Source organism: Streptomyces sp. yr375, assembly GCF_900110755.1.
Classification (GTDB): domain Bacteria; phylum Actinomycetota; class Actinomycetes; order Streptomycetales; family Streptomycetaceae; genus Streptomyces.
The window spans coordinates 37349-56833 of sequence record NZ_FOFF01000012.1; the positions used below are offsets into that span (position 1 = coordinate 37349).

At 70.3% G+C, this 19485-nt stretch carries 19 protein-coding genes; 18 read left to right on the forward strand and 1 reads right to left on the reverse strand.

Features of this window, described 5'->3' with window-relative positions; genetic code table 11:
• Nucleotides 1-56: 56 nt before the first annotated feature.
• Complete coding sequence (locus BMZ82_RS15080; RefSeq protein ID WP_093775819.1) at nt 57-878, reverse strand: peptidylprolyl isomerase; 822 nt, start codon at nt 876-878, stop codon at nt 57-59.
• Nucleotides 879-1055: 177 nt separating this feature from the next.
• Between BMZ82_RS15080 and BMZ82_RS15085 the strand changes: the two genes are divergently transcribed.
• The 18 genes from BMZ82_RS15085 to nusB all read left to right on the forward strand — a co-directional run bounded on the left by BMZ82_RS15085 (nt 1056) and on the right by nusB (nt 19439).
• Nucleotides 1056-1772 (forward strand): MBL fold metallo-hydrolase, encoded by a 717-nt coding sequence (locus tag BMZ82_RS15085; RefSeq protein WP_093775821.1) that lies wholly within the window; start codon nt 1056-1058, stop codon nt 1770-1772.
• Between the two features lie 12 nt (nt 1773-1784).
• The gene (gene hisS / locus BMZ82_RS15090; protein ID WP_093775823.1) at nt 1785-3047 is read left to right on the forward strand and encodes a histidine--tRNA ligase; all 1263 of its coding nucleotides are present in this window, start codon (nt 1785-1787) and stop codon (nt 3045-3047) included.
• Between the two features lie 155 nt (nt 3048-3202).
• Nucleotides 3203-3871, forward strand: coding sequence for a vitamin K epoxide reductase family protein (locus tag BMZ82_RS15095; RefSeq protein ID WP_093776028.1), 669 nt, complete (start codon nt 3203-3205; stop codon nt 3869-3871).
• Between the two features lie 61 nt (nt 3872-3932).
• Nucleotides 3933-5288 (forward strand): replication-associated recombination protein A, encoded by a 1356-nt coding sequence (locus BMZ82_RS15100; protein ID WP_093775825.1) that lies wholly within the window; start codon nt 3933-3935, stop codon nt 5286-5288.
• 321 nt (nt 5289-5609) lie between these two features.
• Nucleotides 5610-6224: a 30S ribosomal protein S4 gene (gene rpsD, locus BMZ82_RS15105; protein WP_093775827.1), complete on the forward strand. Its 615-nt coding sequence runs from the start codon at nt 5610-5612 to the stop codon at nt 6222-6224.
• 177 nt (nt 6225-6401) lie between these two features.
• Complete coding sequence (locus BMZ82_RS15110; protein ID WP_093775829.1) at nt 6402-6842, forward strand: DUF948 domain-containing protein; 441 nt, start codon at nt 6402-6404, stop codon at nt 6840-6842.
• 7 nt (nt 6843-6849) lie between these two features.
• Nucleotides 6850-7176: a hypothetical protein gene (locus tag BMZ82_RS15115; RefSeq protein WP_093775831.1), complete on the forward strand. Its 327-nt coding sequence runs from the start codon at nt 6850-6852 to the stop codon at nt 7174-7176.
• On the forward strand, nt 7176-9848 hold the full coding sequence (alaS, locus tag BMZ82_RS15120) for an alanine--tRNA ligase (protein ID WP_093775833.1): 2673 nt from the start codon (nt 7176-7178) through the stop codon (nt 9846-9848). Before BMZ82_RS15115 ends, alaS begins: the two co-directional genes overlap by 1 nt.
• Before the next feature lie 8 nt (nt 9849-9856).
• A complete protein-coding gene (gene ruvX, locus BMZ82_RS15125; RefSeq protein WP_093775835.1) occupies nt 9857-10321 on the forward strand; it encodes a Holliday junction resolvase RuvX in 465 nt (154 codons plus the stop codon).
• A gap of 126 nt (nt 10322-10447) precedes the next feature.
• Nucleotides 10448-12253: an endolytic transglycosylase MltG gene (mltG, locus tag BMZ82_RS15135; protein WP_093775839.1), complete on the forward strand. Its 1806-nt coding sequence runs from the start codon at nt 10448-10450 to the stop codon at nt 12251-12253.
• Complete coding sequence (locus tag BMZ82_RS15140; RefSeq protein WP_093775841.1) at nt 12234-13073, forward strand: shikimate dehydrogenase; 840 nt, start codon at nt 12234-12236, stop codon at nt 13071-13073. Before mltG ends, BMZ82_RS15140 begins: the two co-directional genes overlap by 20 nt.
• Before the next feature lie 206 nt (nt 13074-13279).
• Entirely contained in the window at nt 13280-14464 is a 1185-nt protein-coding gene (gene aroC, locus BMZ82_RS15145; protein WP_093775843.1) for a chorismate synthase, read from the forward strand.
• On the forward strand, nt 14461-14976 hold the full coding sequence (locus BMZ82_RS15150; RefSeq protein ID WP_093775845.1) for a shikimate kinase: 516 nt from the start codon (nt 14461-14463) through the stop codon (nt 14974-14976). The genes aroC and BMZ82_RS15150 overlap by 4 nt, the downstream gene beginning before the upstream one ends.
• Nucleotides 14973-16067, forward strand: a complete 1095-nt coding sequence (gene aroB / locus BMZ82_RS15155) for a 3-dehydroquinate synthase (protein ID WP_093775847.1) — start codon at nt 14973-14975, stop codon at nt 16065-16067. The genes BMZ82_RS15150 and aroB overlap by 4 nt, the downstream gene beginning before the upstream one ends.
• 186 nt (nt 16068-16253) lie before the next feature.
• A complete protein-coding gene (locus tag BMZ82_RS15160) occupies nt 16254-17120 on the forward strand; it encodes a Pro-rich N-terminal domain-containing protein (protein ID WP_093775849.1) in 867 nt (288 codons plus the stop codon).
• A gap of 165 nt (nt 17121-17285) precedes the next feature.
• Entirely contained in the window at nt 17286-18392 is a 1107-nt protein-coding gene (locus BMZ82_RS15165; protein WP_093775851.1) for an aminopeptidase P family protein, read from the forward strand.
• A 49-nt stretch (nt 18393-18441) separates the two neighbouring features.
• On the forward strand, nt 18442-19008 hold the full coding sequence (efp, locus tag BMZ82_RS15170; protein ID WP_093775853.1) for an elongation factor P: 567 nt from the start codon (nt 18442-18444) through the stop codon (nt 19006-19008).
• Between the two features lie 2 nt (nt 19009-19010).
• Nucleotides 19011-19439: a transcription antitermination factor NusB gene (gene nusB, locus BMZ82_RS15175; RefSeq protein ID WP_093775855.1), complete on the forward strand. Its 429-nt coding sequence runs from the start codon at nt 19011-19013 to the stop codon at nt 19437-19439.
• Nucleotides 19440-19485: the final 46 nt, after the last annotated feature.

The following is a 19485-nucleotide window of genomic DNA, read 5'->3' on the forward strand; positions in this document are numbered from 1 at the left end:
CGCAGTTGACCGCGCCTTAGTCGTCGGAATGTCGTCGGGTTGTTGTCGGGTTGTCGTCAGGATTTCGTGACCGTCGCCTTGTTGATCACGACCGTCGCGTTCGGGGCTCCGTCACCGGCGCCCGTGCTCTCGCCCGCGGCGGCGATCTTCTTCAGGACCTTCATGCCGTCGGCCGACACCGTGCCGAACGGCGTGTAGCTGGGCGGGAGCTGGCTGTCCTGGTAGACGAGGAAGAACTGGCTGCCGCCGGTGTGCGCCTGCCCGGTGTTGGCCATAGCGATGGTGCCCGCCGGGTAGATGTTGCTCTTGAGGCTGGCGTCCTTCAGGTTCTCGTCCGGAATGGTGTAGCCGGGGCCGCCGCTGCCCGCGCCCGTCGGGTCGCCGCACTGCAGCACGTAGATGCCGTTGGTGGTGAGCCGGTGGCACTTGGTGTGGTCGAAGTAGCCCTTGCCGGCCAGGAAGTCGAACGAGTTCACCGTGTGCGGCGCGGCCTTCGCCTTCAGCGCTATGCCGATGTCACCGCACGTCGTCGCGAGCGTCATCGTGTACTTCGCCGACGTGTCGATCGTGACCGCCGGCTCCTTCTTCCAGGTCAGCTTCTTGATCGAGCCCGCGGCCGGCTTCTCGCACGGGTCCTTCGCCTTGCTGGGCGCCGCGGACGGAGAGGCACTCGTCTCCGCGCTCGCGTTCGCCTTGTCGTCGTTCTTCAGGACGCCGGTCGTGTAGAGCGCCACACTGCCGATGACGATCACGCCGAGCACCGACGCGATCACCGAGTTGCGAACCCGCGCCTTGCGTCGTGCGGAGGTGCGTCGCTGCTGCTGCCGCAAGAACTTCTCCCGAGCGAGCTGACGCTTCCGCTGTTCCTGGGTGACCACCGGTTTCTCCTCGTGCGTCTCGTACGTCGACTGGGACGCGTGCGTCTTGTGAGCCGACCGCCTGCGTGTGCCCCGTACCGTATATGGGTTCGCTGAGGAAACGGCAGCGCCGGTAGGCTCTGACCACTGGCGCAGCCGCCAGAAGCCCACGCGTATCGACACAAACGAAGGACGATCGTGCTCATTGCCGGGTTCCCCGCCGGGGCCTGGGGGACGAACTGTTATCTCGTCGCCCCCGCCGCCGGTGAGGAGTGCGTGATCATCGACCCGGGCCACCAGGCGGCCCCAGGAGTCGAGGAGACGCTGAAGAAGCATCGGCTCAAACCCGTCGCCGTCGTCCTCACCCACGGCCACATCGACCATGTGGCCTCGGTCGTCCCGGTGTGCGGCGCGCACGACGTGCCGGCCTGGATCCACCCCGAGGACCGCTTCATGATGAGCGACCCCGAGAAGGCGCTCGGCCGGTCCATCGGGATGCCGCTGATGGGCGAGCTGACCGTGGGGGAGCCCGACGATGTCCGGGAGCTGACCGACGGCGTGCGGCTGGACCTGGCGGGCCTGGAGTTCTCCGTCGCGCACGCCCCGGGCCATACGAAGGGGTCGGTGACCTTCCGGATGCCCGAGCAGGCCGACATCCCGTCGGTCTTCTTCTCCGGGGATCTGCTGTTCGCCGGCTCCATCGGACGCACCGACCTGCCCGGCGGTGACATGGCCGAGATGCTCGACTCGCTGGCCCGCGTGTGCCTGCCCCTCGAGGACTCGACCGTGGTGCTGTCCGGCCACGGCCCCCAGACGACCATCGGCCAGGAGCGCGCCACCAACCCGTATCTGCGGCGGGTGGCGCCCGGCGGCCAGGGAGCGGGATCGAACACCCCTCCCCGACGAGGAATGTGACGAGAGACCTCCGTGAGTACCTTCCAGGCCCCCAAGGGCACGTACGACCTGATTCCGCCGGACAGCGCCACCTACCTCGCCGTCCGTGAGGCCATCGCCGCGCCCCTGCGCAACTCCGGCTACGGCTACGTCGAGACGCCCGGCTTCGAGAACGTGGAGCTGTTCGCGCGCGGTGTCGGCGAGTCGACCGACATCGTGACCAAGGAGATGTACGCCTTCGAGACCAAGGGCGGCGACCGGCTCGCCCTGCGCCCCGAGGGCACCGCGTCCGTCCTGCGCGCCGCCCTGGAGGCCAACCTGCACAAGGCGGGCAACCTCCCCGTCAAGCTCTGGTACTCGGGCTCGTACTACCGCTACGAGCGCCCCCAGAAGGGCCGTTACCGCCACTTCTCCCAGGTCGGCGCGGAGGCGATCGGCGCCGAGGACCCGGCGCTGGACGCCGAACTGATCATCCTGGCCGACCAGGCGTACCGCTCCCTGGGCCTGCGCAACTTCCGCATCCTGCTCAACAGCCTGGGCGACAAGGAGTGCCGTCCGGTGTACCGGGAGGCGCTCCAGACCTTCCTGCGGGGCCTGGACCTCGACGAGGACACCCTGCGCCGCGCGGAGATCAACCCGCTGCGCGTCCTGGACGACAAGCGCGAGTCGGTGCAGAAGCAGCTCGGCGACGCCCCGCTGCTGCGCGACTACCTCTGCGACGCCTGCAAGGCGTACCACGAGGAGGTCCGCGAGCTGATCACGGCGGCGGGCGTCGCCTTCGAGGACGACCCGAAGCTGGTCCGCGGCCTGGACTACTACACCCGTACGACCTTCGAGTTCGTCCACGACGGACTGGGCTCCCAGTCCGCGGTCGGCGGCGGCGGCCGCTACGACGGGCTCTCCGAGATGATCGGCGGCCCAGCCCTGCCGTCGGTGGGCTGGGCACTGGGCGTCGACCGTACGGTCCTGGCGCTGGAGGCGGAGGGCGTGACCCTGGAGCTCCCGGCCTCGACCTCCGTGTTCGCCGTCCCGCTCGGCGAGGAGGCCCGCCGGGTGCTCTTCGCCAAGGTCACCGAGCTGCGCAAGGTGGGCATCGCGGCCGACTTCTCCTACGGCGCCAAGGGGCTCAAGGGGGCCATGAAGAACGCCAACCGCAGCGGGGCCCGCTACACGCTCGTCGCCGGCGAACGCGACCTCGCCGAGGGCGTCGTCCAGCTCAAGGACATGACGACCGGCGAGCAGACGTCGATCGGTGTGAACGAGATCGTGGCCGAGCTGGAGTCGAGGCTGGGCTAGTGCGTCGCGAAGGGCGCCGGGGCGGTGACCCGGCGCCCTTCGTCATACGTCGCACGGACTTCCTTATGTCCATCGAACGGTGGACGGACGGCCTCGTGCGGCACAATGGCCCCTGCCCGAAGATGGTCCAACTCCCCAGTGACGGAATCGGCGTGATGAGCAAGACGACGACAGTCAAAGACGTCTCCACGGAGTCCGAGCCCGAGCCGGAGCGCGTCGCCGCGACCGAGCCCCGGACGGTGGGCGGCAGCCGTGCCTTCGCGATCCTGCTGCTGATCACCGGCGCGGCCGGTCTGCTCGCCGCGTGGGTCATCACGATCGACAAGTTCAAGATCCTCGAAGGCAAGGTGGACGGCAAGACGTTCACCCCGAGCTGCAGCATCAACCCGATCATCTCCTGCGGCAGCGTCATGGAGAGCAAGCAGGCCGCGGCCTTCGGCTTCCCCAACCCGATGCTCGGCCTCGTCGCCTACGGCATCGTGATCTGCGTCGGCATGAGCCTGCTGACCCGGGCGAGCTTCCCCCGCTGGTACTGGCTGACCTTCAACTTCGGCACGCTGTTCGGCGTCGCCTTCTGCACCTGGCTCCAGTACCAGTCGCTGTACGAGATCAACGCCCTGTGCCTGTGGTGCTCGCTGGCCTGGGTCGCCACGATCACCATGTTCTGGTACGTCACCTCGTTCAACGTGCGCAACGGCTTCCTGCCCGCGCCGGGCTGGCTGAAGCGGTTCTTCGGCGAGTTCACCTGGGTCCTGCCGGTCACCCACGTCGGCGTCATCGCCATGCTGATCCTGACCCGCTGGGGCGCCAGCCTCTGGGCCTGACCCCACCCCGGGCGCACCGCCCCGAGCAGGACTGTCAGAGCCCTGACGTAGGCTCCCGAGTGTGGAGCCCGACCTGTTCACCGCCGCAGCCGAAGACCGCCAGGAGAAGGACCCCGCAGGGAGCCCCCTGGCGGTCCGGATGCGCCCGCGCACTCTCGACGAGGTGGTGGGCCAGCAGCACCTGCTGAAACCGGGCTCACCCCTGCGCCGCCTGGTCGGCGACGGCGCCAAGGGCCCGGCCGGGCCGTCGTCCGTGATCCTCTGGGGCCCACCCGGCACGGGGAAGACGACCTTGGCGTACGTCGTCTCCAAGGCCACCAACAAGCGGTTCGTGGAGCTGTCGGCGATCACCGCGGGCGTCAAGGAGGTCCGCGCGGTCATCGACGGCGCGCGCCGCGCCATCGGCGGCTACGGCAAGGAGACCGTCCTCTTCCTCGACGAGATCCACCGCTTCAGCAAGGCCCAGCAGGACTCCCTCCTGCCCGCCGTCGAGAACCGCTGGGTCACGCTGATCGCCGCGACCACCGAGAACCCGTACTTCTCCGTGATCTCGCCGCTGCTGTCCCGCTCCCTCCTGCTCACCCTCGAACCCCTCACCGACGACGACCTCCGCGACCTCGTCCGGCGCGCCCTGGCCGACGACCGCGGCCTCAAGGGCGCCGTCACCCTCCCCGAGGACGCCGAGGCCCACCTCCTGCGCATCGCCGGCGGCGACGCCCGCCGCGCCCTCACCGCCCTGGAGGCCGCCGCAGGCGCCGCCCTCGACCAGGACGAGACCGAGATCACCCTCCAGACCCTGGAGCAGACGGTCGACCGCGCGGCCGTGAAGTACGACCGCGACGGCGACCAGCACTACGACGTCGCCAGCGCCCTCATCAAGTCCATCCGGGGCTCCGACGTCGACGCCGCCCTGCACTACCTGGCCCGCATGATCGAGGCCGGCGAGGACCCCCGCTTCATCGCCCGCCGCCTGATGATCTCCGCGAGCGAGGACATCGGCCTCGCCGACCCCACCGCGCTGCCCCTCGCGGTCGCCGCCGCCCAGGCCGTCGCCATGATCGGCTTCCCCGAGGCCGCCCTCACCCTCAGCCACACCACCATCGCCCTCGCCCTGGCCCCCAAGTCCAACGCCGCGACGACGGCGATCGGTGCCGCCCTGGACGACGTACGCAAGGGGCTGGCCGGGCCCGTCCCGCCGCATCTGCGCGACGGGCACTACAAGGGCGCCGCCAAGCTCGGGCACGCGCAGGGGTACGTGTATCCGCACGACCTGCCCGAGGGCATCGCCGCGCAGCAGTACGCGCCGGACGCGATCCACGGCCGGGAGTACTACACGCCGACCCGGCACGGCGCCGAGGCCCGCTACGCGGACGCGGTCGAGTGGACCAGACAGCACCTCGGTCGAAAGGGGCCGTGAGCACCCTGTAGACTCGCCCGAAGTGCTGCGTCCCGTGTCCGGCCTCAGGGCCGGTTCACCAGAACGGGACATCCAGCCGGAGACCCGGCCCTCGGGCAGGGGTTTCCAGGAGCGTCGCGCACCGTCGATCGGTGTCGCGGGCAGCCCACCACCACCCGGGTCTCCGGGAGCGGTCGGTGGGCCACTCGCGTGCTGCACGTTGTGCCCAGACCAGGGAGCGGCTGCCCGGTCCGTCCGCGAGGACGGAAGCGGGTTTCCCAGGCTGCGGATGCGACCTCCCTTAACTCTGGTGAGCCGAAACCCACGAAAGAGACATAGACAGTGGCGAATCAGCCCCGTCCCAAGGTCAAGAAGTCGCGTGCCCTCGGCATCGCGCTGACCCCGAAGGCCGTCAAGTACTTCGAGGCCCGCCCCTACCCGCCGGGCGAGCACGGCCGCGGCCGCAAGCAGAACTCGGACTACAAGGTCCGTCTGCTCGAGAAGCAGCGTCTGCGCGCGCAGTACGACGTGTCCGAGCGTCAGCTCGTCCGCGCCTACGAGCGTGCCTCCAAGGTCCAGGGCAAGACCGGTGAGGCCCTGATCATCGAGCTCGAGCGTCGTCTCGACGCCCTGGTCCTGCGTTCGGGCATCGCCCGCACCATCTACCAGGCCCGTCAGATGGTCGTGCACGGCCACATCGAGGTCAACGGCCAGAAGGTCGACAAGCCGTCCTTCCGCGTCAAGCCGGACGACGTCGTGATGGTCCGCGAGCGCAGCCGCAGCAAGACGCTGTTCGAGGTCTCCCGCGCCGGTGGCTTCGCCCCCGACGGCGAGACCCCGCGCTACCTCCAGGTGAACCTCGGCGCCCTGGCGTTCCGCCTGGACCGCGAGCCGAACCGCAAGGAGATCCCGGTCATCTGCGACGAGCAGCTCGTCGTCGAGTACTACGCCCGCTGATCCCCTCCCGGATCTGAGAGCCCGTCGTTCCCCCGCCTCTTTCGGCGGGCGGGGCGGCGGGCTTTCGCGCGCCCTAATCCGGTTCGGCGGGGCGCGCGGGGCGCGATAGGCTCAGCGCAGCCATCAGCAGGTGTCTGCACATGGCTGTCAACAGGTGTTCATGAGAGCAGGTGCACGGTGTCCGGTGGAGAGGTGGCCGGAATCCTGGTGGCCGTCTTCTGGGCGATCCTGGTCTCCTTCCTCGCCGTCGCGCTGGCGAGGCTGGCCCAGACGCTGCGGGCGACCACCCGACTGGTCGCGGACGTGACCGAACAGGCCGTCCCGCTGCTGGCCGACGCCTCCGCGGCGGTGCGTTCCGCGCAGACCCAGCTCGACCGGGTCGACGCGATCGCCTCGGACGTCCAGGAGGTCACGTCGAACGCGTCGGCGCTGTCGAGCACCGTCGCCTCCACCTTCGGCGGCCCCCTGGTGAAGGTCGCCGCCTTCGGCTACGGCGTGCGCCGGGCACTCGGCGGCGGCAAGGACGACCTGCCCGCCGGGAAGCCCCGGCGTACCGTGATCGTGGGCCGTACGGTCTCCCGGCGGGAGAAGCGCAAGCCCCGTGGAAAGAGGGACTGAGCCGGCGATGTTCCGTCGTACGTTCTGGTTCGGCACGGGCGTCGCCGCCGGTGTGTGGGCCACCACCAAGGTCAACCGCAAGCTGAGGCAACTGACCCCCGAGAGCCTGGCCGCGACCGCGGCCAACAAGGCACTCGAGACGGGCGCCCGCCTCAAGGACCGCGCGCTGGACTTCGCGGTCGACGTCCGCGACAACATGGCCCGGCGGGAGGCCGAACTCGGGGAGGCACTCGGGATCCACGACGACCCCGAACTCCCCGCACCCAGGCGGTACGCCGCCCTCGAGAACCGCACCAACCCCACGTACTCGCACAACCGGAATGAGGACCACTGATGGAGTCGGCCGAGATTCGCCGCCGCTGGCTGAGCTTCTACGAGGAGCGCGGGCACACCGTCGTCCCTTCGGCGTCGCTCATCGCGGACGACCCGACTCTGCTCCTGGTCCCCGCCGGCATGGTCCCCTTCAAGCCGTACTTCCTCGGTGAGATCAAACCGCCGTGGTCGCGCGCCACCAGCGTGCAGAAGTGCGTGCGCACGCCCGACATCGAAGAGGTCGGCAAGACCACCCGCCACAGCACGTTCTTCCAGATGTGCGGCAACTTCTCCTTCGGCGACTACTTCAAGGAAGGCGCCATCACCTACGCCTGGGAGCTGCTCACCACGCCCCAGGACAAGGGTGGTTACGGCCTCGACCCCGAGCGCCTGTGGATCACGGTCTACCTCGACGACGACGAGGCCGAGACCATCTGGCGCGACAAGATCGGCGTCCCCGCCGAGCGCATCCAGCGCCTGGGCATGAAGGACAACTACTGGTCCATGGGCGTCCCCGGCCCCTGCGGACCGTGTTCCGAGATCAACTACGACCGCGGCCCCGAGTTCGGCGTCGAGGGCGGCCCCGCCGTCAACGACGAGCGGTACGTCGAGATCTGGAACCTCGTCTTCATGCAGTACGAGCGCGGCGAGGGCATCGGCAAGGACAACTTCGAGATCCTGGGCGACCTGCCGAGCAAGAACATCGACACCGGCCTCGGCCTGGAACGCCTCGCGATGATTCTGCAGGACGTGCAGAACCTGTACGAGATCGACACCTCCATGGCCGTCATCAAGAAGGCCACCGAGTTGACCGGCGTCGAGTACGGCGACTCCCACGACTCCGACGTCTCCCTGCGCGTGGTCACCGACCACATGCGTACGTCGGTGATGCTCATCGGCGACGGCGTGACTCCCGGCAACGAGGGCCGCGGTTACGTCCTGCGCCGCATCATGCGCCGCGCCATCCGCAACATGCGCCTCCTCGGCGCCACGGGTCCGGTCGTCAAGGACCTCGTCGACACGGTCATCGCGATGATGGGCCAGCAGTATCCGGAGCTGGTCACCGACCGCGAGCGGATCGAGAAGGTCGCCGTCGCCGAGGAGAACGCCTTCCTCAAGACGCTGAAGGCCGGCACCAACATCCTCGACACCGCCGTCACCGAGACCAAGGCCTCCGGCGGCCAGGTCCTCGCCGGCGACAAGGCGTTCCTGCTCCACGACACCTGGGGCTTCCCGATCGACCTCACCCTCGAGATGGCCGCCGAGCAGGGCCTTTCCGTGGACGAGGACGGCTTCCGCCGTCTGATGAAGGAGCAGCGGGAGCGCGCCAAGGCCGACGCCCAGGCCAAGAAGACCGGCCACGCCGGCACCGGCGCCTACCGTGAGATCGCCGACCGGTCCGGCGAGACCGACTTCATCGGCTACGCGGACACCGAGGGCGAGTCGACGATCGTCGGCATCCTCGTCGACGGCGCTTCCTCGCCGGCCGCCACCGAGGGCGACGAGGTCGAGATCGTCCTCGACCGCACCCCGTTCTACGCCGAGGGCGGCGGCCAGATCGGCGACACCGGCCGGATCAAGGTCGAGTCCGGTGCCGTGATCGAGATCCGCGACTGCCAGAAGCCGGTGCCCGGGGTGTACGTCCACAAGGGCGTCGTCCAGTTCGGCGAGGTCACCGTCGGAGCCAAGGCCCACGCCTCGATCGACATCCGCCGCCGTACGGCCATCGCCCGCGCCCACTCGGCCACCCACCTGACCCACCAGGCCCTGCGCGACGCCCTCGGCCCGACGGCCGCCCAGGCCGGTTCGGAGAACCAGCCCGGCCGCTTCCGCTTCGACTTCGGCTCCCCGGCCGCCGTGCCGACGGCCGTGATGACCGACGTCGAGCAGAAGATCAACGAGGTGCTCGCCCGCGATCTGGACGTGCACGCCGAGATCCTGAGCCTCGACGAGGCCAAGAAGCAGGGCGCCATCGCCGAGTTCGGCGAGAAGTACGGCGAGCGGGTCCGCGTCGTGACCATCGGCGACTTCTCCAAGGAGCTGTGCGGCGGCACGCACGTCCACAACACCTCCCAGCTCGGCCTGGTGAAGCTGCTCGGCGAGTCGTCGATCGGCTCGGGGGTGCGCCGTATCGAGGCTCTCGTCGGCGTCGACGCCTACAACTTCCTGGCCCGTGAGCACACGGTCGTCGCCCAGCTCCAGGAGCTGATCAAGGGGCGTCCCGAGGAGCTTCCGGAGAAGGTCTCCGCCATGCTCGGCAAGCTGAAGGACGCCGAGAAGGAGATCGAGAAGTTCCGCGCCGAGAAGGTGCTCCAGGCCGCCGCCGGTCTCGTCGAGTCCGCCAAGGACGTCCGCGGTATGGCCGTCGTCACCGGCCAGGTGCCGGACGGCACGACCCCGGACGACCTGCGCAGGCTGGTCCTCGACGTGCGCGGCCGCATCCAGGGCGGACGGGCCGCCGTGGTCGCCCTGTTCACGGTCAACAACGGCAAGCCGCTGACGGTCATCGCCACCAACGAGGCCGCCCGCGAGCGCGGCCTCAAGGCCGGCGAGCTGGTCCGTACGGCCGCCAAGACCCTCGGCGGCGGTGGCGGCGGCAAGCCGGACGTCGCCCAGGGCGGCGGCCAGAACCCGGCCGCGATCGGCGAGGCCGTCGACGCCGTCGAGCGGCTCGTGGCCGAAACGGCCAAGTGAGCCAGCAGATGAGGAAGGGCCGTCGACTCGCGATCGACGTCGGGGACGCCCGGATCGGGGTCGCCTCGTGCGACCCCGACGGGATCCTCGCCACCCCGGTGGAGACGGTCCCCGGCCGGGACGTCCCGGCGGCGCACCGCCGGCTCGGACAACTGGTCGAGGAGTACGAACCGATCGAGGTCGTCGTCGGTCTCCCTCGCTCCCTCAAGGGGGGCGAGGGCCCGGCGGCGGTGAAGGTGCGGGGATTCGCCCAGGAGCTGGCGAACAAAATCGCTCCTGTATCCGTACGTCTGGTCGACGAGCGGATGACGACCGTGACGGCCAGTCAGGGACTGCGTGCCTCGGGGGTGAAGGCGAAGAAGGGCCGCTCGGTGATCGACCAGGCAGCCGCTGTGATCATCCTTCAGCAGGCCCTGGAATCCGAACGGGTGTCAGGTAAAGCACCGGGCGAGGGCGTCGAAGTGGTCATCTGATCGCGGTACGGTAACGTTCCGCGCGATGCGGGGGTGTTCGAACAGCCACCGCACAGTGAGAGACGGAAACGGAGCCGGCTCCGCCAAGCCGCCGCGCGACCGCCGCCTCGCGGCTCTAGGGGATCGATGACTGAGTATGGCCGGGGCCCAGGCTCCGAACCGTGGCATCCGGAGGACCCGTTGTACGGGGACGGCGGATGGGAAGGGCAGCAGGCCCACGTGGGTCATCAGCCTGCCTACGGCGGCCAGCAGCAGCACCAGTACCCGCAGCAGCCGCAGCAGGAGTACGGCGACTGGGGTCAAGGACAGGCGCAGCAGTACGACCCGCAGTACCAGGGCTACGACCCGCAGCAGTACGTCGATCAGGGGCAGCAGCAGTACGTCCAGCAGAACCACCAGAACCACCAGAACCAGCACGACCCCCAGAACCTCCAGAACCAGCAGAACGTCCAGAACCCGCAGGCGTACCACGAGGGTTACCAGGAGGGCGGCTGGGACGGCGCGGGCACCCATGCCCAAGTCCCGTACGCGGCCGACCCCGGTGACCCCTACGGGCAGCAGGCCGTGGCGTACGGCGCGGAGCAGCCCGACTTCTACGGCACCCCGGACGCGTATCCGCCGCCGGAGCCCCCCGCCCGGCGGCGCACCGAGCCCGAACCGGCGGCGTCGGACGTGGACCCGGAGGCCGAGCAGAAGCCCGACTGGGATCCCGGACCCGACCAGGGCGAGCACGCCTTCTTCGCGGGCGACGCCGCCGAGGACGACGCGGACGACGACGAGCCGGAGGGCCGCGGGAACCGGCGGGGCCGGGGCGGCAAAGGCGGCAACGGCTCCAAGGGCACGAAGACCAAGAAGAGCCGCAACGGCGTCGCCTGCCTGGTCGTCGTACTGGTGTTCGTCGGCGGTATCGGCGGCGTCGGTTACTTCGGCTACCACTTCTACAAGAATCGTTACGGCTCGGCTCCCGACTACGCGGGCAACGGCACCAGCCAGAGCGTGAACGTGGAGGTCCCCAAGGGGGCGGGCGGCGCGGACATCGGGCGGCTCCTGAAGGACGCCGGCGTCGTCAAGAGCGTCGACGCCTTCGTGTCCGCGTTCACGAGCAACCCCGAGGGCGACTCGATCCAGGCGGGCGCGTACATCCTGAAAAAGGAAATGTCCGCCAAAAGCGCCGTCGCGATGTTGCTCGACCCGAGCAGCCAGGCCAATGTGGTGGTCAAACCCGGGCAGCGCAATATCGAGGTCTACAAGGTCATCGACGAGAAACTCGCCCTTTCCTCCGGAACCACCAAGAAGGTTGCCGAGAAGGAGTACAAGACCCTCGGGCTGCCCAGTTGGGCGAACAGTAACAGCGACATCAAGGACCCACTGGAGGGCTTCCTCTTCCCGGGCACCTATCCCGCCGCCAAGGGCATGAAGCCGGAGGCGGTCCTGAAGGCGATGGTCGCCCACGCCGACGACGTGTACAAGAAGTACGACCTCGAAGCCAAGGCCAAGGCGTTCAAGCTGGACAGTCCGTTGCAGGTCATCACGGTCGCCAGCCTCGTCCAGGCCGAGGGGAAGACGGCCGACGACTACCGCAAGATGGCCGAGGTCGTCTACAACCGGCTGGATCGCGCGAATCCCGAGACCTATGGTTTCCTGCAGTTCGACTCGACCTTCAATTACCTGAAGAGCGAGAGCAAGATCCATATCAGTGAGTCGGAGATCAACCGCAACAAGGACCCGTACAACACGTACACGAACAAGGGTCTGCCGCCCGGCCCGATCGGAAATCCGGGCGAAGTGGCGATGAAGGCGACGCTGAATCCGACCGACGACGGCTGGTACTACTTCGTGGCGACCGACGGCGTGAGCAAGACCGAATTCGCCAAGACGCACGTGGAGTTCCAGAAACTCAAGGACAAGTTCAATGAGAGTTCGGGCAACTGACGTCCGCCGGGCCGCCGTACTCGGTTCGCCCATCGCGCACTCCCTCTCCCCGGCGCTGCACCGCGCGGCGTACGAGGCGCTGGAGCTCACCGGCTGGACGTACGACCGCTTCGAGGTCGACGAGGCCGGCCTGCCCGGGTTCCTCGCCGAACTCGGGCCGCAGTGGGCGGGGTTGTCGCTGACCATGCCGCTGAAGCGGGCGGTCATCCCGCTGCTCGACGAGATCAGCGAGACGGCGGCCTCCGTCGAGGCGGTCAACACCCTGGTGTTCGCCGAGGACGGCCGCCGGGTCGGCGACAACACCGACATCCCCGGCATGGTCGCCGCGCTGCGCGAGCGCGGCGTCGAACAGGTCGACTCGGCCGCGATCCTCGGCGCCGGCGCCACCGCCTCGTCCGCGCTGGCCGCGCTGGCCCGGGTCTGCACCGGCGAGATCGTCGCCTACGTCCGCAGCGCGGCCCGCGCCGCCGAGATGCGGGAGTGGGGCGAGCGCCTCGACGTCGGGATCCGCATCGCCGACTGGGCGGACGCCGCCGACGCCCTGCGCTTCCCGCTGGTCGTCGCGACGACCCCGGCCGGCGCCACCGACGCCCTCGCCGCCTCGGTGCCGGAGCGCCCCGCCACCCTCTTCGACGTGCTCTACGACCCCTGGCCGACCGAGCTGGCCGCCCGCTGGTCCATGTTCGGCGGCGCGGTCGTCAGCGGCCTCGACCTGCTCGTGCACCAGGCGGTGTTCCAGGTGGAGCGGATGACCGGCCGCGCCCCGGCGCCCGTGGAGGCCATGCGCACGGCGGGCGAACACGCCCTCGCCGCCCGCTGAGCGCAGCCCCCTGAGCCCCGTGCGAGACGCCGTGCCGGGCCGCCCGATGTGACAAAGCCCGTCCGCTTCGTGGACCGGCGGCCGGGGTCGGCGCGCGGACGTGGGAGGATCGAAGGCGGCTGGCCGGAGCCGCGCACCCGGTCCGCCGACGACGTACGCGAGGACGCGCGTAGGCAGTACCAGGGCGCGAGTACTGAGGAGCATCGTTGAGCAGGCTGCGTTGGCTGACCGCGGGGGAGTCCCACGGTCCCGCACTTGTCGCCACGCTGGAGGGCCTTCCCGCCGGCGTGCCGATCACCACGGACATGGTGGCCGACCACCTCGCGCGGCGGCGGCTCGGCTACGGCCGCGGGGCGCGGATGAAGTTCGAACGCGACGAGGTCACCTTCCTCGGCGGCGTCCGGCACGGCCTCACCCTGGGTTCCCCGGTCGCCGTCATGGTGGGCAACACGGAGTGGCCCAAGTGGGAGCAGGTCATGGCGGCCGACCCGGTCGACCCGGAGATCCTCGCCGGCCTGGCCCGCAACGCCCCGCTGACCCGCCCCCGCCCCGGCCACGCCGACCTCGCCGGAATGCAGAAGTACGGCTTCGACGAGGCCCGGCCGATCCTGGAGCGCGCCTCCGCCCGTGAGACGGCCGCCCGGGTCGCGCTCGGCGCGGTCGCCCGGTCCTACCTCAAGGAGACGGCCGGCATCGAGATCGTCTCCCACGTGGTGGAGCTGGCCGCCGCCAAGGCGCCCTACGGCGTCTACCCGACCCCGGCCGACGTCGAGAAGCTGGACGCGGACCCGGTGCGCTGCCTGGACGCCGACGCGTCGAAGGCGATGGTCGCGGAGATCGACCAGGCCCACAAGGACGGCGACACCCTCGGCGGCGTCGTCGAGGTGCTGGCGTACGACGTCCCGGTCGGCCTCGGCTCGCACGTGCACTGGGACCGCCGGCTGGACGCCCGGCTCGCCGCCGCCCTGATGGGCATCCAGGCGATCAAGGGCGTCGAGGTCGGCGACGGCTTCGACCTCGCGCGCGTGCCGGGTTCGAAGGCGCACGACGAGATCGTCACCACGCCCGAGGGCATCCGGCGGGCCACCGGCCGCTCCGGCGGCACCGAGGGCGGTCTGACCACGGGCGAGCTGCTGCGCGTCCGGGCGGCGATGAAGCCGATCGCGACCGTGCCGCGGGCCCTGCAGACGGTGGACGTCGTCACCGGCGAGGCGACCCAGGCGCACCACCAGCGCTCCGACGTGTGCGCGGTGCCGGCCGCCGGGATCGTCGCCGAGGCGATGGTCGCGCTGGTGCTGGCGGACGCGGTGGCGGAGAAGTTCGGCGGCGACAGCGTCCCCGAGACCCGCCGCAACGTGCGGTCGTACCTCGACAACCTGCGCATCCGATGAGCGGCCCGCTGGTCGTCCTGGTCGGCCCGATGGGCGTCGGCAAGTCCACCGTCGGACGGCTGCTGGCCGAGCGGCTCGCCGTCGGCTACCGGGACACCGACGACGACATCGTCGCCGAACAGGGCCGCAGCATCGCCGAGATCTTCGTCGACGAGGGCGAGGACGTCTTCCGCGCCCTCGAGAAGCAGGCCGTGCACCGCGCGCTCGCCGAGCACGGCGGCGTCCTGGCGCTCGGCGGCGGCTCGATCCTGGACGCGGACACCCGCGGCCTGCTGGCCGGGCAGCGCGTGGTCTACCTCGCCATGGACGTCGAGGAAGCAGTCAAGCGCACCGGCCTCAACACGGCCCGCCCGCTGCTCGCCGTCAACCCGCGCAGACAGTGGCGCGAACTGATGGAGGCCCGCCGAGGCCTGTACGAGGGCGTCGCCACGGCCGTGGTCGCGACGGACGGCCGTACGCCTGAAGAGGTGGCCCAAATCGCCCTGGACGCACTGGAGTTGAAGGAAGCATGAGCAGCGAGTCGGTAACACGGATCCGGGTCGGCGGCAGCGCGGGGTCGGAGCCGTACGAGGTCCTGGTCGGCCGTCAGTTGCTGGGTGAGCTGGGCGGGTTGATCGGCGACCGCGTCAAGCGGGTCGCCGTGATCCACCCCGAGGCGCTCGCCGAGACCGGGGAGGCGCTGCGCGCGGACCTGGCCGGACAGGGCTACGAGGCCGTCGCCATCCAGGTGCCGAACGCGGAGGAGGCCAAGACCGCCGAGGTCGCCGCCTACTGCTGGAAGGCGCTCGGCCAGTCCGGCTTCACCCGCACCGACGTCGTCGTGGGCGTGGGCGGCGGTTCGACCACCGACCTCGCCGGGTTCGTCGCCGCGACCTGGCTGCGCGGGGTGCGCTGGATCGCCGTCCCGACCACCGTGCTCGCCATGGTCGACGCGGCCGTCGGCGGCAAGACCGGCATCAACACCGCCGAGGGCAAGAACCTCGTCGGCTCCTTCCACCCGCCGGCCGGTGTGCTGTGCGACCTGGCGGCGCTGGACTCCCTCCCGGTCAACGACTACGTCTCCGGGCTCGCCGAGGTCATCAAGGCCGGCTTCATCGCCGACCCGGTGATCCTCGACCTCGTCGAGTCCGACCCCGAGGGCGCCCGCAGCCCGGCCGGGCCGCACACCGCCGAGCTCATCGAGCGCTCCATCAGGGTCAAGGCGGACGTCGTGTCGTCCGACCTGAAGGAGTCGGGGCTGCGCGAGATCCTCAACTACGGGCACACGCTCGCGCACGCCATCGAGAAGAACGAGCGCTACAAGTGGCGGCACGGCGCGGCCGTCTCCGTCGGCATGCACTTCGCCGCCGAACTGGGCCGCCTGGCAGGCCGGCTGGACGACGTCACGGCCGACCGCCACCGCACGGTCCTTCAGTCGGTGGGCCTCCCGCTGCACTACCGACACGACCAGTGGCCCAAGCTGCTGGAGAACATGAAGGTCGACAAGAAGTCCCGCGGCGACCTGCTGCGCTTCATCGTCCTGGACGGTCTGGCCAAGCCGACCGTCCTGGAGGGTCCCGACCCGGCCGTCCTGCTCGCCGCGTACGGCGAGGTGGGCGAGTAGGACCGTAGGACGGGCGGGTACGTCCGCCAGGTTCCCTTCCGCCCGATTCGCCTTCAGCGGCGGGCACTTCGGACCGCCCCCGGCCGTTCACCAAACGACGGCCGGGGGCGGTACCGTTCAGTAGCGAACAGGGGTCCGCCCCCTACAGCCAGCACCCATTGCCTGTACGAGACGGAGTGGCACCGGATGCAGCACGCAGTGGGTTCTCCGCTGCCGCCGCCCCACCAGCCGGGGCACGGTCCGGCCGCAGGCTGGTCGCCGGCCCCGGGACACCCGGGCCCGCACCAGCCGGGCAGCACCCCCCAGCAGCCGCAGCCGGGATACCTCGGCGCCCCTTCGGGCCCGGTCCCGCCCGCGCCCCACGCGTTGGTCCCGCCCGCCCCGCAGCACGCCCCCGTCCCGGGCGCCGACGCCACCGGGCACGTCCCGCTGCCGCCCGGCGGCCCCGTCCCCATGCCCAGCGCACCGCCCGCGCCGACCGCCCCCGACCCGACGGCCACGACGCTCGCGGTCCTGCTGATCGGCCCCGCGGGCGCGGGCAAGACCAGCGTCGCCAAGTACTGGGCCGACCACCGCCGAGTGCCCACCGCCCACGTCAGCCTCGACGACGTACGCGAATGGGTCCGCTCGGGCTTCGCCGACCCGCAGTCCGGGTGGAACGACCACTCCGAGGCCCAGTACCGGCTGGCCCGCCGCACCTGCGGCTTCGCCGCGCGCAACTTCCTGGCCAACGGCATCTCGTGCATCCTGGACGACGCGATCTTCCCCGACCGCCCGGCCGTGGGCCTGGGTGGCTGGAAACGACACGTCGGCCCCGGCCTGCTGCCCGTCGTCCTCCTCCCCGGCCTCGAAGTCGTCCTGGAGCGCAACGCCGAACGCTCCGGCAACCGCCGCCTCACCGACGAGGAGGTCGCCCGCATCCACGGCCGCATGGCCGGCTGGTACGGCTCGGGCCTCCCCATCATCGACAACACCCAACTCGACGTCCCCACCACGGCAAGACTCCTGGACGACGTCTTGGCAAGGGCCATAGCAAGCCCCCCTAAGTGGTAGACCCTTCCGCATCGCCCGAGGGGGCAGCGCCCCCGTAGGGGCGCGGGGAACTGCGCGACAAGCCCCCACCGGCCGGCAGTCGGCACACAACCATGCGCACACCCCCCGTTCCCCCGAACGCCCTCCCAACCAGCACAATCCGGCCACCCCTCCTACGCTCGTCTCATGTCAGAGGTCTACGCGTCCCGCCGAGCCCGCCTATGGGAGCGCTGCAACGCGGCCGGCACCGCCGCCGCGCTGATCTCGCGCCCCGCCAACGTGAGATACCTCGCCGGAGCGAACCCGCACGGCGCGGTCCTGCTGCTGGGCAGAAGCGAGGACCTCCTCGTGTGCACCGGCCCGCCGGACGATCGTCCGAGCGAAGGACGGCCGGACGACGCCCTGCGCGTGCACTCCCTCTCCCGCGCCGGAGGCGATCCGGCGGTCGCCGCCGCGGACCTCCTCACGGCCCAGGGCGGAGACTCCCTCGCGGTCGAGGAACACCACCTCACGGTCGCCCGCCACCGGGCGCTGCGCTCGGTCGCCCCGCGCCTGCGCCTCGGCGACCTGGGCGGCGCGGTCGAGCAGCTCAGGGTGGTGAAGGACGAGGAGGAGCTCTCCTGCCTGCGGATCGGCGCCGAGATCGCCGACCAGGCCCTGGGGGAGCTGCTGGAATCCATCCTGGTCGGGCGGACGGAACGGCACCTCGCCCTCGAACTGGAACGACGCCTCGTCGACCACGGCGCCGACGGCCGCGCCTTCGCCACGTCCGTCGCCTCCGGACCGAACTCCGGCCGGCGCGGCCACCGGCCCACCGACCGGAGGGTCGAGGAAGGCGACTTCCTCACGGTCTGCCTGGGGGCGGCCTACCGCGGCTACGGGTGTGAGATCGGCCGTACTTTCGTGATCGGGACGTCCCCGGCCGACTGGCAGATCGAGCTCTACGACCTCGTCTTCGCCGCTCAGCGCGCCGGACGCGAGGCCCTGGCACCCGGCGCCGCCTACCGTGACGTGGACCGCGCGGCCCGCCAGGTGCTGGACTCCGCGGGGTACGCGGAGGGCCTTCCGGGGCTCATGGGACACGGTGTCGGACTCGAAATCGAAGAGGACCCGCAGTTGACTCCCGCGGCCATGGGTAAACTGGACGCTTGCGTGCCGGTCACCGTCGAACCCGGGGTCCACCTCCCGGGCCGGGGCGGCGTCCGGATCGATGACACGCTCGTCGTGCGCCCAGAGGCGGACGGCGGACCCGAGCTACTCACCATCACGACCAAGGAGCTGCTCGCGCTGTAGGAGTGCGTGCCCCGGGGTCGTCCACGTCAGTCCAGGAGATTCCGCAACCGTGGCTTCCACGAACGACCTCAAGAACGGCCTGGTGCTCAAGCTCGAAGGCGGCCAGCTCTGGTCCGTCGTCGAGTTCCAGCACGTCAAGCCCGGCAAGGGCCCGGCCTTCGTGCGCACCAAGCTCAAGAACGTGCTTTCCGGCAAGGTCGTCGACAAGACGTTCAACGCCGGCGTCAAGGTCGAGACGGCCACTGTCGACAAGCGTGACATGCAGTTCTCCTACATGGACGGCGAGTACTTCGTCTTCATGGACATGGAGACCTACGACCAGCTCATGGTCGACCGCAAGGCCGTCGCCGACGCCGCCAACTTCCTGATCGAGGGCTTCACGGCCACCGTCGCGCAGCACGAGGGCGAGGTGCTCTTCGTCGAGCTGCCGGCCGCCGTCGAGCTCGTCGTCCAGGAGACCGAGCCGGGTCTCCAGGGTGACCGCTCCACGGGTGGCACCAAGCCCGCGACCCTGGAGACCGGCCACCAGATCCAGGTCCCGCTCTTCATCACCACCGGAGAGAAGATCAAGGTCGACACCCGCACCAGCGACTACCTCGGCCGGGTGAACAGCTAACCGTGGCTGCCCGCAACACGGCCCGCAAGCGCGCCTTCCAGATCCTCTTCGAGGGCGACCAGCGCGGAGCCGACGTCCTGACCGTCCTCGCGGACTGGATCAGGCTCTCCCATGCCGACACCCGGCAGCCGCCGGTCAGCGAGTTCACGATGCAGCTCGTCGAGGGCTACGCGCAGCACGCGCGGCGCATCGACGAGCTGATCTCCCAGTACTCGGTCGGCTGGACGCTGGACCGGATGCCGGTCGTCGACCGCAACATCCTCCGGCTCGGCGCCTACGAGCTGATCTGGGCCGACGAGACCCCGGACGCGGTCGTCCTCGACGAGATGGTGCAGTTGGCCAAGGAGTTCTCCACGGACGAGTCGCCCTCGTTCGTCAACGGCCTGCTCGGCCGCCTCAAGGAACTCAAGCCGTCCCTGCGTCGCGACTAGCTCCGCAGGGGGAGCCGGGGGACTGCGGGCCGTACGCGGCCTGCGG

Excerpts from the sequence above, each read along its gene's own strand:
- BMZ82_RS15095 (WP_093776028.1), top strand. The coding sequence starts at position 3,203 with ATGAGCAAGACGACGACAGTCAAAGACGTCTCCACGGAGTCCGAGCCC.
- aroB (WP_093775847.1), top strand. The coding sequence starts at position 14,973 with ATGAGCAGCGAGTCGGTAACACGGATCCGGGTCGGCGGCAGCGCGGGG.
- BMZ82_RS15115 (WP_093775831.1), top strand. The coding sequence starts at position 6,850 with ATGTTCCGTCGTACGTTCTGGTTCGGCACGGGCGTCGCCGCCGGTGTG.
- BMZ82_RS15140 (WP_093775841.1), top strand. The coding sequence starts at position 12,234 with ATGAGAGTTCGGGCAACTGACGTCCGCCGGGCCGCCGTACTCGGTTCG.
- BMZ82_RS15160 (WP_093775849.1), top strand. The coding sequence starts at position 16,254 with ATGCAGCACGCAGTGGGTTCTCCGCTGCCGCCGCCCCACCAGCCGGGG.
- BMZ82_RS15165 (WP_093775851.1), top strand. The coding sequence starts at position 17,286 with ATGTCAGAGGTCTACGCGTCCCGCCGAGCCCGCCTATGGGAGCGCTGC.
- ruvX (WP_093775835.1), top strand. The coding sequence starts at position 9,857 with ATGAGGAAGGGCCGTCGACTCGCGATCGACGTCGGGGACGCCCGGATC.
- alaS (WP_093775833.1), top strand. The coding sequence starts at position 7,176 with ATGGAGTCGGCCGAGATTCGCCGCCGCTGGCTGAGCTTCTACGAGGAG.
- BMZ82_RS15150 (WP_093775845.1), top strand. The coding sequence starts at position 14,461 with ATGAGCGGCCCGCTGGTCGTCCTGGTCGGCCCGATGGGCGTCGGCAAG.
- mltG (WP_093775839.1), top strand. The coding sequence starts at position 10,448 with ATGACTGAGTATGGCCGGGGCCCAGGCTCCGAACCGTGGCATCCGGAG.